The sequence below is a fragment of the Hahella sp. CR1 genome, from assembly GCF_029813005.1.
In the GTDB taxonomy this organism is placed as follows: domain Bacteria; phylum Pseudomonadota; class Gammaproteobacteria; order Pseudomonadales; family Oleiphilaceae; genus Hahella.
In genome coordinates, this window is the sequence record NZ_JAPELK010000008.1 from 199,332 (window position 1) to 213,686 (window position 14,355).

The window sequence follows — 14,355 nt, forward strand, 5'->3', positions numbered from 1 at the left end:
TCCTACTCCTGTTTCAACTGCAGATGTGGGCGTTTCATCGGGATCAGGCCTTGCGGACACCAGATCATCATCAACACCATGACCATACCGAACGCGAGTAGGCGATACTCGTCGAATTCCCGCGACAATTCTTGAAGCAGCACCACCAGAACGGCTGCGACCATGACGCCGATTTGCGAGCCCATACCGCCAAGAACAACGATGGCGAGGATAATAACGGACTCGAAGAAGATGAACGACTCAGGGCTGATATGGCCTTGGCGAGCGCCATACAGGGAGCCGGCAAAACCTGCGAATGCTGCGCCGATGGTGAAGGCGGACAGCTTGATAGCAGTACGGTTCAAGCCCAGCGAGCGACATGCGATCTCATCTTCACGCAGGGCTTCCCATGCGCGCCCTACAGGCATGCGAATCAGGCGGCGAACGATGAAGATCGTCACCAAAGCCAACACTAGTGCGATCAGGTAAAGCACGATAACTTTCAAAGATGAGTCGTAAGGAACGCCAAAGAACTCATGGAATGCAACATTGCCTTCGGCGGCTCTACGGCTGAATTCCAGGTTAACGATGGAGAATTCAGGATCGAACTGCAGCATTGGAATCGTTGGCTTAGGAATGCCGCCAATACCGTTAGGTCCTCCAGTCAAACTGGTTAAGTTGTTCAAGAGAATGCGGATGATTTCTCCAAAACCTAAAGTCACGATGGCGAGATAGTCGCCGCGTAATCTCAATACCGGGAAGCCCAGCAGGAAACCGAATGTCGCAGCAAGCAACGCTCCGATAGGCAGACACACCCAGAATGACCAACCAAAGTATTGCGATAACAGGGCGTAACTATAAGCGCCGACAGCATAGAAAGCCACGTATCCCAAGTCTAACAAGCCAGCCAGACCGACTACGATATTCAGACCAAGGCCGAGAATAACGTAGATAAGCGCCAAAGTAGCGATATCCGACCAGATGCGTCCGGTGTTGAAAGGAATCAGAACTGCGGCGATAAGCAGGACGACAAAAAAGATTTTGCCAGCCATGTCGCGCTTTTCTTCTGGCGGCATTAGCTTGGCCAGAATATTTCCTTTTGGCTTGACCGCCGCCTTGGCGGCATTTAGTTGCTCTCTAAACAGCTGGCTCAGGAAAACCGCTGCAGCGGCGAGGAAAATGTACACGTAGGTGCTTTGCGTAGCGCCTTCGAGTACGAGTTTGGTGCCTTCATGAGTCAGCTTCAGGCCTAAAATCGGCAAGGACAGAACCAGAGTAATGACGGCCGTGAATAAAGCGAATGGCAGATTCTTGCGCATTAGATTTTCTCCACTTCCGGCTTGCCGAGTATGCCTGTCGGCTTAAACAACAAGATCAGCACCAGTAGCGCAAAAGAGACAACGTCTTTGTACTCTGTGCTGAAATACGCGGCGGTCATACTTTCGGTGACGCCGAGAATGATGCCGCCCAGCATTGCGCCAGGGATACTGCCGATGCCACCAAGAACGGCTGCAGTAAAGGCTTTAAGGCCTGCAATGAATCCGACGAATGCATTTACGACGCCGTAGTACATACCGAGCAGCGTGCCTGCAACCGCCGCCAGCGCTGCGCCAATGACGAAAGTGGAAGCGATAACGCGGTTGGTGTCGATGCCAAGCAGGTTCGCCATTTTCAAATCCTGCGCGACGGCGCGACAGGCTCTACCCATTCTGGAGCGAGAGATAAACAGCGTCAGCACTGTCATGGAGATGATAGTGACGATGAAGATCAGAACCTGAATATAGGAAAGGGACGCCTGGAAGCCGTCTTCCGGACCGAAGTTCCAGCCGCCGCTGATCTGAGATGACATGGCGATATCCCGTGAACCTTGTCCTAAACGAACATAGTTCTGCAGGAATATGGACATCCCGATGGCCGAAATAAGAGGGATCAAACGGTTGCCGCCGCGCAGAGGGCGGTAGGCGATGCGTTCAATGGCCCAACCGAAGCTACTGGACACCAACATGCTTGAAAGCAGGGCGACCAGGAAGATTAATGGAAGAAACTCAATGCCCAGCATGGCCATACCAGAAATAGCCATGAACGCGACGTAAGTTCCTATCATGTAGACTTCGCCGTGAGCGAAGTTGATCATTCCTATGATGCCGTAGACCATGGTGTAGCCTATGGCGATGAGAGCATAAGTGCTCCCAATGGTAATTCCGTTAATTAATTGCTGAATGAAGTAAAGAATCACTTCTAGCATGGGTGTTACTCCGGAAGATTTGAACCGGCCTAGAAACTGACAGGCTTTGCTAATAAAAACACCCTCTTTCGGCGAACCGAAAAGAAGGTGTTGTTATGAAGCGATACGGTTTATTTTACTACGGTTTTGGAGCCGTCTGCGTGCCAGGTATAGATTTCGAAGTCGAAACCTTTCAAGTCGCCTTTTTCGTCAAACGCAATTTCACCCATGGGGGTTTTGAAGGAGTGGCTACGAAGGTAAGCTTGGATCGCATCAGTATCGGTAGAACCTACGCCTTTGATTGAGTCAGCAATAACCTGAACTGCTGCGTAGGAAGTCATTACGAATGCGCCGCTGGCGTCTTGGCTTTTCGCTTTGAATGCGTCAACCAGCGTTTTGTTTTCTGGTCTCTGATCAAAAGCGGGTGGCAGAGTTACGTACAGACCTTCGGAAGCTTTACCTGCGATCTGGCTGATGTCTTTGTTGCCCACGCCTTCAGGACCCATGAACTTGATGTTCAAGCCTTTCTCTGACGCTTGACGCAGAATCTGGCCCAGCTCAGGGTGGTAGCCGCCGTAGTAAACAAAGTCTACGTTTTCTTTCTGCAGTTTGGCGATCAGAGGAGAGAAGTCTTTGTCGCCTTTGTTAACGCCTTCAAACAGAACGACGTTGACGTTTTTCTCTTCCAGCGTTTTCTTTACCGCAGTTGCGATGCCTTCACCGTACTGTTGCTTGTCGTGAATAACTGCAACGCGCTTGGGCTTGACTACAGTCGCGATGAATTTGCCAGCGGTCGGACCCTGATGGCTATCAAGACCGATGGTGCGGAAAATCATCTGGTAGCCGCGCTCAGTGATGTCCGGGTTGGTGGAAGCTGGCGTGATAGTGATGATGCCTTCGTCTTCGTAGACGTCGGAAGCCGGTTGAGTAGAACTGGAGCACAAGTGGCCCACTACAAATTTAACACCGTCATTAACGATTTTGTTGGCTACGGCCACCGCTTGCTTGGGTTCGCAGGCGTCGTCGTATCTAATCGCCTCAAGCTTGTCGCCGTTTACGCCGCCAGCAGCGTTGATCTGCTCAACAGCCATTTCCGCGCCGATTACCTGCATGTCGCCATACTGAGCAACGTCACCGGACTGCGGGCCGGCGATGGCGATTTTGATAGTCTCTGCGTTAGCCAGGTTCAAGCCGCCCATTAATAAAATTGAAGCGCCAACACCTAATACTTTCCGAGCGATCTGTTTCTTCATTATTGTCTTCCCGATTTAAGTTATTAGTTATCCCAGGTTCAGACGCCGCCGAGTAGAGTGAGCTCTAAGGCTCTTTTTCGGACGGGGCTTCATACTGGCATATTATGGTCTAATCGTTAATAGACTTTTATTTTAAGGCCATTGGCCTATTGACCAGTTGGAATACTAACCTCAAAGCGTCGCGGTGAAAAGATGCGCATTTGTCTTGGATATAAGGATTTCGCGCAGTTTTTTCGGAGGCAAAAATTTAAGGCAAAAAAAAAGGTGCTTGGATAGCACCTCAAACGCTTTTCTATACTAGAAAGACAGGACAAAACATCATCACAACTGGTAAAGGTCAGTATAAAACTCCACCACAAAGCCGCATAATACGTGATTTCCGATACGGTATGCGGCCTAGGAAAAAGATGCGCTCCAGCGCATTATTTAGCATCCATTTCCAGGATGATGAAGTGAGATGACCGCTATCCAAACATGACTTTGTAAACGTCCTGGAATGTGCTGGCGAAATGCATCGTCAAACCAGAGCGAATGTGTTCCGGCAGTTCATCATAATCACGTCGATTGGCCTCGGGCAGAATGATTTCATTCACGCCGCTGCGTTTCGCCGCAATCACTTTTTCGCGAATGCCTCCTACCGGAAATACCTGGCCGGTCAGGGTTAACTCTCCCGTCATCGCAACATTGCTTTTGGGCGTTTGATTGCGGGCCAGGGACAGTAATGCGGTCGCCATCGTAACGCCCGCGCTGGGGCCGTCTTTTGGCGTGGCGCCTTCCGGCACGTGAAGGTGGACGAAGGCGCGCTCAAAGAATTCGGGATCGCCTTTGAATTCTTTCAGGTGAGCGGAGACATAGCTGTAAGCGATTTCCGCAGACTCGCGCATGACATCGCCAAGCTTGCCGGTCAATTTAAAGCCCCGGTTACTGGAATGAATTAATTGGGCTTCAACCGGAAGCGTGGCGCCGCCCATAGCGGTCCAGGCGAGTCCGGTGACCACGCCAACGCCGCGCAGATTTTTCTCTTTGCGGAATAGCGGTTGGCCAAGAAAGTCGACGAGGTTGTTAACGCCTATCCTTATCGGTTCTTCTGGTTTCTCCATCAAGCGGACTATGGACTTGCGGATCAGCCGATGCAGTCTTTTTTCCAGATTGCGCACGCCGGCTTCTCTGGCGTAGCCGTCGATCAGTTGGCGCAGCGCTGCGTCAGTGATGGATACCTGTTTCTTTTTCAGCTTCATGCGTTTCAGAAGCTTCGGCCAAAGATGGTTTTTGGCGATGGCTATTTTTTCTTCCGTGATGTAACCGGACAGACGCAATACATCCATTCGATCCAACAGCGGGCCCGGAATAGTATCTAACTGGTTGGCGGTGCAAACGAACAGTACTTTCGACAGGTCCAACCTGACATCCAGGTAGTGATCCAGGAACTCGTTGTTCTGTTCCGGGTCCAGCGTTTCCAGCAAGGCGCTGGCTGGATCGCCTTGGTAAGAGGCGCCAATTTTGTCGATTTCGTCGAGCATGATGACGGGGTTGGCGGAGCCGACGTCTTTCAGCGCCTGCACCATTTTGCCCGGCATTGCGCCAATGTAAGTACGTCGGTGGCCTTTGATTTCCGCTTCATCGCGCATGCCGCCCAGACTGAAACGGTAGAACTTTCTGCCCAGCGCCGCTGCAACGGATTTTCCGATAGAGGTTTTGCCGACGCCGGGTGGTCCGATCAGCAATAGAATCGAGCCGGATACTTCTCCTTTAAATGAGCCTTCCGCCAGAAATTCGATAATTCTGTCTTTAACGTCATCCAGCCCATCATGCTCTTTGTCGAGAATCTCCCGGGCGCGGGCGATATCGAGTTTGTCCTCAGTATGGACGCCCCAAGGAACCTGGGTGAGCCAATCAAGGTAGTTGCGGGTGACGCCATACTCCGGCGAACCGGTCTCCAGCATGGACAACTTTTTGATTTCTTCGTCAAAGCGTTTGCGTACGTCGTCTGGGGGATGACGTTCACTCATACGCTGCTGGAATTCCTCTACGTCCGCCGTTCGATCGTCTTTAGCGAGCCCAAGTTCCTTCTGGATAACCTTAAGTTGCTCACGTAAAAAGAATTCGCGCTGACGCTCGTTGATCTTCTGGTTCACCTCGGCGCTGATCTGGGTTTGCAGCTTGGCGACTTCCAGTTCCTGCTTCAGCAGAATCAGTACTTTTTCCATCCGCCTGAGCAGCGGCACAGTATCGAGTATCTCTTGCAGCGCAGGGCCTTCCGCCGTGGTGATGGCGGCGGCGAAGTCGGTTAATGCGGAGGGCTCGTCAGGACTGAAGCGGCTCAGATACTGTTTCAGCTCTTCGCTGTACAGCGGGTTAAGCGGCAGCAACTCCTTGATAGTGTTAATCAGAGCGATCGCATAAGCCTTGAGTTCTTTCTCCGACTCTTTCGCCGGCTCAGGGTATTCGACTTCCACCAGATAGGGCGGCGTACGACGCAGCCACTGCGTGATGCGGAAGCGTTGTAAACCCTGGGCGATAAACTGCAGTTTGCCGCGTTCGTTAACGACATTATGCGCTTTCACCACACAGCCGATATGGGCGAAGTCATTGGTATCCGGCGGCTCATCCGGGGAGGGGATTTTCTCTACGTAAGTCAGTCCCAGAATCTGGTGTTCGGTCTTGCCAACGCGTTTCAGGGTTTCTTCCCATAGGTTGGCGTTAATGACCAGTGGTTGAACTTGTGCAGGGAAGTAAGGCCGGTTGCTGATGGGAAGCAAATAAATGCGCTTGGGCATTACCTGGCCGGGAAGCACCAGCGCGCCGCCAGGGCGGCTTTCCTCGGCTTCGTCCTTGCCTATGTATTCGGAATGCTTTGTATCGGAGTCAAAATTACTTTCTGTCATGTGCGGTGATCTTGTCAGTAATGAATAACCATGTGCTCATGGCGAAATAGATGGGGGACGAATAACGCGAGTTAAAGTGAGGCGCGCCAATAAAATAGGTGAGTAAGTTGTAATGCTGGCTGGAAAAATTAGCGGAGCGCCCATGGAACGGGCGCTCTGGCGACGTTAGTTATGCGCGCTGAATGTGCCGTGGGGACAGCTCTTCATCATCTCCATGAAATCATAGTGAGAGATATGAACCAGCTCATGATGATCGCCGCCTTCCAGATAGAAATCCGGTTCATAAGCCAGTTGCTCATCCCAGATAGTCGGCATGCCGAACGCCTCTCCGACAGCGGGAATGGCGCCGGCGGAACAATCACCGAACAGCTCACATAACTCTTCCTCACTGGCCAGGTCTAATTGACGTTTCATCGCTTGGTTGATTTCGCGCAGATTGAGGTGATTGGTGGATGGAATGGCGGCGATGACGTAGCCTTTCTCATCCTTGAGCACGACTGCTTTCACCATTCTTTCCACGGGAACATGCGCCGTTTGCGCACTGGCCATGGATGTTTCACTGTACGGATGGGTAATGACCTCATAATTCACGTTATGACTGGTCAGAAATCGTTGGAGCGTATTGGAAATAGACATATTGTATCCTCCTCAGCATGACAGCCGCTGGTGGCGGCTATGTTGCACATATGGCGGTTTGACCGTCGGGTTCCGGTGTCGCCCTGCTGTACATCTGACGATTCTGGTTAAATTATAGTCTGTCAGAGGTGGTGGGACCATGACGCCTTGTTTTTGCACCAGTTCGCCCACACATTGTTTAGCATTGTTTCTTCCCGACAATTCAGGCGCACGAAGTCCTTCGTCGCGTCTGGCTTTTTTATAAACCGGAGTCATATCTGACATGGCCGAATCTCCCTATATCATCGAAGCGACCCTAGAAAACTTTCAGGCGGAAGTGCTGGAAAAATCCATGCAGGTTCCCGTATTGGTGGATTTCTGGGCGGACTGGTGCGCCCCTTGTAAGCAACTGATGCCGATTTTGGAAAAGCTGGCGACGGAGTATAAGGGCGCTTTTATTCTGGCCAAGGTGAATGCGGATCAGCAGCAGGAACTGGCGTCCCATCTGGGCGTGCGCAGTCTGCCTACGGTTAAGTTGGTCCATCAAGGCAAGTTGGCGGGGGAGTTCAGCGGAGCGCAGCCGGAATCCAAAGTACGCGAACTATTGGGCCGCTACATTCAAACCCCGGGCGCTGAGTTGCGTGAGCAAGCCCGTGCGCTGGTTGAACAAGGCCAGGCCGAGCAGGCCCTGGCGATGCTGACGCAGGCGAATCAGGCGGACCCCAACAACATGGAGGTTCTGGTGGATATCGCCGCAGTGAAAGTTGCATTGGGAGAAAAGGACGAAGCATCAGCGATTCTGTCCAGTTTGCCGGTGGATATCCAGGGGCGTCCTGACGTCAAACAGTTGCTTGCGCGTATACGCTTTGTGGAAAAGGCCGGCGCGATTGCACCGCTGGCGGATATCCAGCAACGTTTGCAGGCGAATGAGGCCGACGCCGAAGCGCGCTTTCAGCTTGCTTTACACGCCATCATGAACAATAAGTTTGAGGATGCGGTAGAGGCTCTGTTGAACCTGATGCAGACGGATCGGAGTTACGGCGATGACGCCGCCAGGAAAACGCTGATAGAGCTATTCGACATGCTGGGCGCCGCGCATCCTTTGGTGCGGACATACCGTCGCAAGCTGTACGCTTTACTTCACTGAGGTTGTACGACACTGAGAACAGATTCGAAAATGTTGGATTCAGAACGGAATTATCCCCGTGACATTGACGGCTGCCAGTTGTGCCGTCGTGAAGTGTCATCTCTGACTCGCCATCATTTGATTCCCAAGACGCTGCACGGCAAGAAAAATATTCGCCGTCAGTATGATCGGGATTATCTCAACAAGGCCATTGTCTGGGTTTGTCGCCCTTGCCACAGCTTCATACATGGATTGAAGTCTGAATCTGAGCTGGCGGCCCATTACAACAGTCTTGAAAGCCTGCGGGCGCTGCCAGAAGTGCAAGAGTTTGCGCAGTGGCTTGGCTCCAAGCCCGCCGGTTTCTCGCCTAAGAAAAAGCTGCGTAAGAAAGGGGGCTGAGCCTGGAGAGCGTGACTGCTCGCCGGGCTTTGCTAAGCTTAAGGATAAACGCCATCTGCATTTCATGATGGGGCTCCGTTATGAAGTTGATCATTGTTGGAATCGCCTTTTTCGCCTGTCAGATCGCCTGGGCCGCCGGGCCGTTGAAAGTCATTTTTCCCGCTTCCGAATCCTTGCAGGACACCCGGTTTATCGATCTGGTGGAGATGTTGAAAGTCTCCCTGGATAAAACCGTGGAGCAGTACGGACCTTATCTGCTGGAGGAGACGCCTCTGGCGATGAGCGAAGCACGCTACCTTGCGGAATTGGACAGGGGCTCATCCGTTCTTAATGTAGCCTGGAGCTCCACCTCTGAGGAGAAGGAGCGTTTGATGCGGCCCATCCGAATTCCCTTACGTAAAGGGCTGCTGGGTTATCGCATCAGCCTGATCACGGAGGAAACTCAGGCCAAATTCGACGCCCTCGAAAATCTGTCCGATCTGCGCTTGCTAAGCATTGGGCAGGGCCTGGGGTGGGGAGATATCCAGGTTTACGAGAAGAACGGTTTTCAGGTGGTGACGGCCAGTAGTTACGAAGGTTTGTTCAAGATGCTGGCGCAACGCCGATTTGATCACTTTCCCCGAGGCGTGAATGAGATTTTCGCCGAGTATCAGGCGCGGCGGGATTATCTGTCTCAAATTCAGATTGAGCAGCACACGCTGATCTATTATCCCTGGCCATACTATTTCTTTGTTTCCAAGCAGAACGCCAAGCTGGCTGAACGTATTGAGCGGGGGCTGAATATCATGATCGCCGATAAGACGTTTGATCAGATTTTTCTCAAGCATCATGGCGATTCCATCAATAAAGCGCGCTTGTCCGAGCGCCGCGCTTTCGTTATCAAAAACCCGCTTTTACCAAAGGAGACGCCAGTACGGCGCAAAGAACTCTGGTACGACCCATTGAATTTGATGTCGCAGATATAGCCGCGTTTATTCTTTTATTCTGTTCTGAGCGCGTCAATAGGATTCAAGCGCGAGGCCTGTAGCGCCGGAACGACGCCTGCGATAAGCCCAATCAGCGAAGACAGTAATAGCGCAATCAATAGAAACGGCACATGGGGGCGGATAGGGAATTCCGGGGCGAACAGAAAAGCCAGCGTCGTAAAGACGCCCATAAGCAGCAGCCCACATATCCCGCCTATTGTCGAAAGCGTGACAGCCTCCGCCAGGAACAGACTGAGCACTTGCGCGCGGGTGGCGCCCAGCGCACGCAGCAAACCGATTTCACTGGTGCGCTCCCTCACGCTGGTGGTCATGGTGGTGAGAATGCCTACGCCGCCGACCAGCAGAGAAATAGAGCCTAGCAATCCGACGGCTAATGTCAGCACCGATAATATGCTGTTCAGACTGGTGAGCATTTGATCCTGTGTGATCAGCGTAAAGTCTTCGCGGCCATGGCGTTGAATCAGCATCTTTTTAATCAGGGCGGACATGTAAGTGGAATCTGTGGCGGGGGAAAAAATAACGTCAACCTCCATCAAGCCTTCGCGGTTAAAGAGGTCCAGCGCCAGATCGGCGGGGATATAGGCGGTGTCGTCAAGATCGAACCCCAGCATATCTCCCTTGGGCTCAATTACTCCAATCACGCGAAAGCGCATGCCGCCGATGCGGATAAGCTGACCCAATGGGCTTTCGCCTTGAAACAACTCTTGTTTAACCTTGTGGCCGATGACCGCATAAGGGCTGGAGCGCGCATCGTTGTTACGGGGCAAAAAACGACCCTGCGCCACGGCGAAACGCCAGGCCGCGGGCATGTCCGCGCTGACGCCGAAGATATCCACGTTACGGGTGCGCTGTTTGTATTCTATGGCTCCGGCCCCTTGCACAACCGGCACCACATATTCCACATAAGGCGCCTGGCGCAGGGCTTCCGCGTCCTGTAATGAGAGGGGGCGTACGGTGCTGAGAATGCCTCCCATGCCGCCAGTTACATTTTTACCCGGATTAATCGCGATGATGCGAGCGCCAAACTGGGAAAATTCGTCCATCACATAGCTGCGCACGCCTTCTCCGATAGAAGTGAGCAGGGCGACTGCGGCGATGCCGATGGTGATGCCGAGTGACGTGAGCACCGCGCGGGTGCGGCCAAAGCTGATGGTGCGGGTCACTATTTTCAGTAAATCCGGCGCTTTCATGTCAGGGGCCTTGCTTGTGCGTCAGCGCTTCGACGGGCGCCAGGGCGGCGGCCTTGCGGGCGGGCAGATAGGCGAATAGAAGCGCGGTGACAATCGCAACGCTCACCGCTGCAATCTTCACCCACACTGGCGAGCCCAGCGGAATCTGGTCGTAGAGCAGGCGGCCCGCCGCCAATAAGGACTCGCTTATCAAGAGCCCGATCAGGCTGCCGATTATCGCCAGCAATAGCGCCTCGCTCAGGAATAGACGGCGGACAGTCGCGGCGCTGGCGCCAAGTGCTTTAAGGAGTCCTATTTCCGCCGTGCGTTGACTGACGCTGATCAGCATGACGTTCATAATCAACACCCCCGCCACGGCCAGACTGATCCCGGCGATGCCGCCTACTGCCAGCGTCAGTGTGCGCAGAATCTCATCGAAGGAAGAGAGTAACGCGTCTTGCGTGATCAAGGTGATGTCTTCCTCGCCGTCGTGTCTTTCCTTGATGATGCTGAGAATGGCGTTGCGAGTGGGCGTCAGTTCCCGCTCTGAGCGGACTTCCGCAAACAGTCGAAACAACCCTTCCTGGTTGAATAGCATCTGGGCGCTGGCGACGGGGATCAGCATCGCTTCATCAAAGTTCAGGCCCATGGCGACGCCTTTGCCTTCCAGTATGCCGATCACCCGAAAGCGACGATCGCCGGCGCGCACCCATTGACCCAAGGCGGGCTCAGGGCCAAATAGCTCGCGTTTAAGTGTTTGCCCCAGCACGCAGACCGCGTCGGCGAATGTTGGATCTCCCGGCGGCAATGGCCGCCCTTGCAGCAGGCTCAGCTTGCGGATTGCAAAGAAGTCATGGGTGGTTCCCACCACAAAGCTTTCCCGCAGTCGGCTTTGATATGACAGCTCCGCCATACCGGCGATAAGCGGCGCTGTGCGGTTGATTGCTGAAAGGCGCGTTAGCGCCCGCATGTCCTCCAAAGTTAGATCCCGTGGGGCTTCCCCGGTTATCGGAGGCATGCCGCCAGTGGTCTCTTTTTTGCCAGGCATGATGATTAGCGTGTTTTTGCCGAGAAAGCTGAACTCGCCCAAGACAAACAGGCGCGCGCCTTCTCCGAGTCCGGTCAGCAGGTTGACCGCCGCCACGCCAATAATGAGCGCGATCATTAACATGATCGTGCGAAAGCGATGCCCGACCATGACCTGGAAGTTGAAGCGGGCTAAGTCCATGGCGCGCATGGCTAGTCGCTCACATCGCTTTGGCGCAGGTCGCTCTGAATGCGGCCATCCACCATTCGCAGTTGGCGTCTGGCGCGTTTGCCCAACTCGACATCGTGAGTGACCACCACCAGGGTGATGCCCTGAGCGTTCAACTCTTCCAGTAAAGTGACGACGTCAGCGCCGGACTGGGTGTCCAGGTTTCCTGTTGGTTCATCCGCGAGGAGCAGTTTGGGCTTCATGATGATGGCTCTGCCGATAGCGACCCGTTGTCGTTGCCCGCCGGACAGCTGATTGGGCAGGTGACTGGCGCGGGCGGTCAGGCCCAGTCGCTCCAGCATTTCAGACACCATGTGTGCGCGTTCTTTTGGCGCTGTACCGGCAAGAATCAGCGGCAACTCAATATTCTCCCGTGCGCTCATGCGGGGGATAAGATGATAGGACTGAAATACGAATCCGATATTCTGCTGACGCAAACGCGCCCGCTTTTCCTCGTTGAGATCCTGGGTGGGCTCTCCGTTCAGCAGATAGGCGCCGGCGTCCGGTCGATCCAGTAATCCGAGGATATTCAGCAAGGTCGACTTACCGGAACCAGAAGGTCCCATGACGGAGACATAGTCGCCGGCCAGCAGTTCCAGGCTGACGGCATCCAGAGCCTTGACGGTCTGTTCGCCAAGTTGGAAATGCCGATTGATCTCATGCAAGGCGACGACCGGCTCCGCCGACTTTGGCTGTGATGGAGGCGTTGACGAACGATTCGCGACGCTCATGGTTGCGGGCGCACCTGCACGCCATCTTCCGCCCCTTCCTGATCTAGTGCGGAGAGGACGCGATCGCCTTCGTTCAGGCCGCTGACAACCTCTGTGTACACCCAGTTGCCGATGCCGCCCTGGAAGGAGACTTTATGCAGACTGTGGTCGTTCGGATCGAATTTCAGGACGGCGTCGCCTTCCAGTATCATCTCTGTGGGGAGGCGCAATACGTTTTCCCGGTTATCGATAATGACCTCGATGTCCGCGCTGTAGCCCACCAGTAAATTCATGTCCTTGGGAAATTCACTGATTTCCACTTCCACATCCACGGTGCGGGCCTGCTTTTCGTATTCCTGCACATAGGGCGCGACCCGCGTCACCACCGCCTGCAGCGCACGGCCGCGAAAGGCGTCCAGGGTCACGCGCGCAGGCATGCCGACCTTGATGCGCGCCGTGTCGACTTCATCTATGGGGGCGCGTACGTACAGGCAACTGTCGTCTATCAGGTCAACGGCGGGAGGAGTTGGGACGCCGGGTGGGGATGGCGTTACGTATTCTCCGATCTCGCCATTAATTTCCGCAATGACGCCGCTGAATGGCGCCCGTAACGCGCTACGCTCCAATTGGGCGGCCTGCAGCGCTACGACAGCCTGACTTTCTTCAATCTGCGCCGCGGCGGCCTTGCAGGCGAGGGCGGACATTCCCGCTTGGGTGCGAGCGGCGTCCAGAGTATCTTCAGAGGATAATTTTTTGCTGGCCAGGGTCTGTTGGCGTTGCAGCTCTCTCTGATCCCGCTCGGCGCCGAAACAGACTTCCGCCTTTTTCCGCTCGACGATGGATAATCCGGCGCGGGCCTGATCATAGAGCGCGCGCAGATCCTTGTTCCAAAGCTCCAAAAGCAGTTGTCCAGATTCGACTCTGTCTCCCGCCTTCACGTGGAGGGCGGATACCGCGCCGCCAGTCGGCATGGAGAGTTTGGAGCGCTGGCAGGCGCGCACGGCGCCGGCGCGGGTGTTGGCGACGGTGCTTTCCACCGAGCCTTTGCTTAGTGTGTACAGGGACACCGGCAATGGTTGCGGACGCCATTTCCAATAACCCAGCCCGAGTATCAACGCCGCAGCAATCAGCGTTATCAAAGCCTTTTTCACTACTCCCCCTGTGTCGCTGGCGCGGATTCGCCGGTCAATGACGTAGAAGCCATTGTGTCCGATCGCCCGCGCGCCTAACCCGATACAAATCAAGTTAGCACTGAATTGGCGTTGGCGTAGGGTCTGCTAATCTTTAGTATATGCAGGCTCGATAAGAAAAGGCTAAGGCGCGACTCAATGGCTGGAGCGACAGACTTGAGAATGGAGTTCATGCGCCGGTATTGCGACACCCACTAAGCTGGCGAAACCGGAGAATGCGATGAGCGATGCTCCTGAGCATGATGGTCGACGCAGTCCCAGGCGGAACGCGTCATGGCGGACGATAGTCAAAACTCCCGACAAAAAAATGTACATGGGCAAAATCGATAACGTGTCCGCCCACGGCTATCTGTTTGAGTTCCCAGTTCCGGTGCCGGTCGGCGCAACGCTGATCATGAAAGTCGAGATCGTGCATCACGCCAAGCGTTGGGAGAGCATTGCGTCAGTCATCGTGCGACACGTCGTCGTGCGCACCTCGTCCTATCTGGTTGGCGTGGAGATCACCGATATCGACGATGAAACCGCCCGCTTTCTTAACGATTACGCAAACGGGCATGCGTAGCT

The 14,355-nt window shown here is 54.1% G+C and carries 13 protein-coding genes; 4 read left to right on the top strand and 9 right to left on the bottom strand.

Annotated features, from left to right (window positions below; translation table 11 throughout):
• Positions 1-2 precede the first annotated feature (2 nt).
• From ONV78_RS19870 to ONV78_RS19890, 5 genes are all read right to left on the bottom strand, one after another.
• Positions 3-1,298, bottom strand: a complete 1,296-nt coding sequence (locus tag ONV78_RS19870; protein ID WP_279505773.1) for a high-affinity branched-chain amino acid ABC transporter permease LivM — start codon at positions 1,296-1,298, stop codon at positions 3-5.
• Complete coding sequence (gene livH, locus ONV78_RS19875; protein WP_279505775.1) at positions 1,298-2,224, bottom strand: high-affinity branched-chain amino acid ABC transporter permease LivH; 927 nt, start codon at positions 2,222-2,224, stop codon at positions 1,298-1,300. The genes ONV78_RS19870 and livH overlap by 1 nt, the downstream gene beginning before the upstream one ends.
• Before the next feature lie 110 nt (positions 2,225-2,334).
• Positions 2,335-3,456, bottom strand: a complete 1,122-nt coding sequence (locus ONV78_RS19880) for a branched-chain amino acid ABC transporter substrate-binding protein (RefSeq protein ID WP_256446002.1) — start codon at positions 3,454-3,456, stop codon at positions 2,335-2,337.
• A gap of 464 nt (positions 3,457-3,920) precedes the next feature.
• On the bottom strand, positions 3,921-6,341 hold the full coding sequence (gene lon / locus ONV78_RS19885; protein WP_279505778.1) for an endopeptidase La: 2,421 nt from the start codon (positions 6,339-6,341) through the stop codon (positions 3,921-3,923).
• 165 nt (positions 6,342-6,506) lie between these two features.
• On the bottom strand, positions 6,507-6,977 hold the full coding sequence (locus ONV78_RS19890) for a YbaK/EbsC family protein (protein ID WP_279505781.1): 471 nt from the start codon (positions 6,975-6,977) through the stop codon (positions 6,507-6,509).
• Between the two features lie 262 nt (positions 6,978-7,239).
• Here ONV78_RS19890 and ONV78_RS19895 point away from each other — a divergent pair, with 262 nt between their 5' ends.
• The 3 genes from ONV78_RS19895 (at position 7,240) to ONV78_RS19905 (ending at position 9,446) form a co-directional block, all read left to right on the top strand.
• The gene (locus tag ONV78_RS19895) at positions 7,240-8,103 is read left to right on the top strand and encodes a co-chaperone YbbN (protein WP_279505783.1); all 864 of its coding nucleotides are present in this window, start codon (positions 7,240-7,242) and stop codon (positions 8,101-8,103) included.
• 30 nt (positions 8,104-8,133) lie between these two features.
• On the top strand, positions 8,134-8,481 hold the full coding sequence (locus ONV78_RS19900; RefSeq protein WP_216736927.1) for an HNH endonuclease: 348 nt from the start codon (positions 8,134-8,136) through the stop codon (positions 8,479-8,481).
• A gap of 80 nt (positions 8,482-8,561) precedes the next feature.
• Positions 8,562-9,446 (top strand): transporter substrate-binding domain-containing protein, encoded by an 885-nt coding sequence (locus ONV78_RS19905; RefSeq protein ID WP_216736928.1) that lies wholly within the window; start codon positions 8,562-8,564, stop codon positions 9,444-9,446.
• Between the two features lie 14 nt (positions 9,447-9,460).
• Here the strand turns inward: ONV78_RS19905 and ONV78_RS19910 are convergent, their stop codons facing one another.
• The 4 genes from ONV78_RS19910 to ONV78_RS19925 are packed head-to-tail and all read right to left on the bottom strand — an operon-like array spanning position 9,461 to position 13,752.
• Positions 9,461-10,657 (bottom strand): ABC transporter permease, encoded by a 1,197-nt coding sequence (locus ONV78_RS19910; RefSeq protein WP_279505786.1) that lies wholly within the window; start codon positions 10,655-10,657, stop codon positions 9,461-9,463.
• Position 10,658: 1 nt separating this feature from the next.
• Positions 10,659-11,873 carry an ABC transporter permease gene (locus tag ONV78_RS19915; RefSeq protein ID WP_279505787.1) on the bottom strand — a complete coding sequence of 405 codons (1,215 nt, stop codon included), beginning with the start codon at positions 11,871-11,873 and terminating at the stop codon, positions 10,659-10,661.
• Between the two features lie 2 nt (positions 11,874-11,875).
• On the bottom strand, positions 11,876-12,622 hold the full coding sequence (locus ONV78_RS19920; protein WP_279505788.1) for an ABC transporter ATP-binding protein: 747 nt from the start codon (positions 12,620-12,622) through the stop codon (positions 11,876-11,878).
• The gene (locus ONV78_RS19925; protein WP_279505789.1) at positions 12,619-13,752 is read right to left on the bottom strand and encodes an efflux RND transporter periplasmic adaptor subunit; all 1,134 of its coding nucleotides are present in this window, start codon (positions 13,750-13,752) and stop codon (positions 12,619-12,621) included. The genes ONV78_RS19920 and ONV78_RS19925 overlap by 4 nt, the downstream gene beginning before the upstream one ends.
• Before the next feature lie 259 nt (positions 13,753-14,011).
• Between ONV78_RS19925 and ONV78_RS19930 the strand changes: the two genes are divergently transcribed.
• A complete protein-coding gene (locus ONV78_RS19930; protein WP_279505790.1) occupies positions 14,012-14,353 on the top strand; it encodes a PilZ domain-containing protein in 342 nt (113 codons plus the stop codon).
• The last annotated feature ends 2 nt before the right edge of the window (positions 14,354-14,355 follow it).

Coding starts and splice junctions, on each gene's coding strand:
- ONV78_RS19870 (WP_279505773.1), bottom strand. CDS start 1,298: ATGCGCAAGAATCTGCCATTCGCTTTATTCACGGCCGTCATTACTCTG.
- livH (WP_279505775.1), bottom strand. CDS start 2,224: ATGCTAGAAGTGATTCTTTACTTCATTCAGCAATTAATTAACGGAATT.
- ONV78_RS19880 (WP_256446002.1), bottom strand. CDS start 3,456: ATGAAGAAACAGATCGCTCGGAAAGTATTAGGTGTTGGCGCTTCAATT.
- lon (WP_279505778.1), bottom strand. CDS start 6,341: ATGACAGAAAGTAATTTTGACTCCGATACAAAGCATTCCGAATACATA.
- ONV78_RS19890 (WP_279505781.1), bottom strand. CDS start 6,977: ATGTCTATTTCCAATACGCTCCAACGATTTCTGACCAGTCATAACGTG.
- ONV78_RS19895 (WP_279505783.1), top strand. CDS start 7,240: ATGGCCGAATCTCCCTATATCATCGAAGCGACCCTAGAAAACTTTCAG.
- ONV78_RS19900 (WP_216736927.1), top strand. CDS start 8,134: ATGTTGGATTCAGAACGGAATTATCCCCGTGACATTGACGGCTGCCAG.
- ONV78_RS19905 (WP_216736928.1), top strand. CDS start 8,562: ATGAAGTTGATCATTGTTGGAATCGCCTTTTTCGCCTGTCAGATCGCC.
- ONV78_RS19910 (WP_279505786.1), bottom strand. CDS start 10,657: ATGAAAGCGCCGGATTTACTGAAAATAGTGACCCGCACCATCAGCTTT.
- ONV78_RS19915 (WP_279505787.1), bottom strand. CDS start 11,873: ATGCGCGCCATGGACTTAGCCCGCTTCAACTTCCAGGTCATGGTCGGG.
- ONV78_RS19920 (WP_279505788.1), bottom strand. CDS start 12,622: ATGAGCGTCGCGAATCGTTCGTCAACGCCTCCATCACAGCCAAAGTCG.
- ONV78_RS19930 (WP_279505790.1), top strand. CDS start 14,012: ATGAGCGATGCTCCTGAGCATGATGGTCGACGCAGTCCCAGGCGGAAC.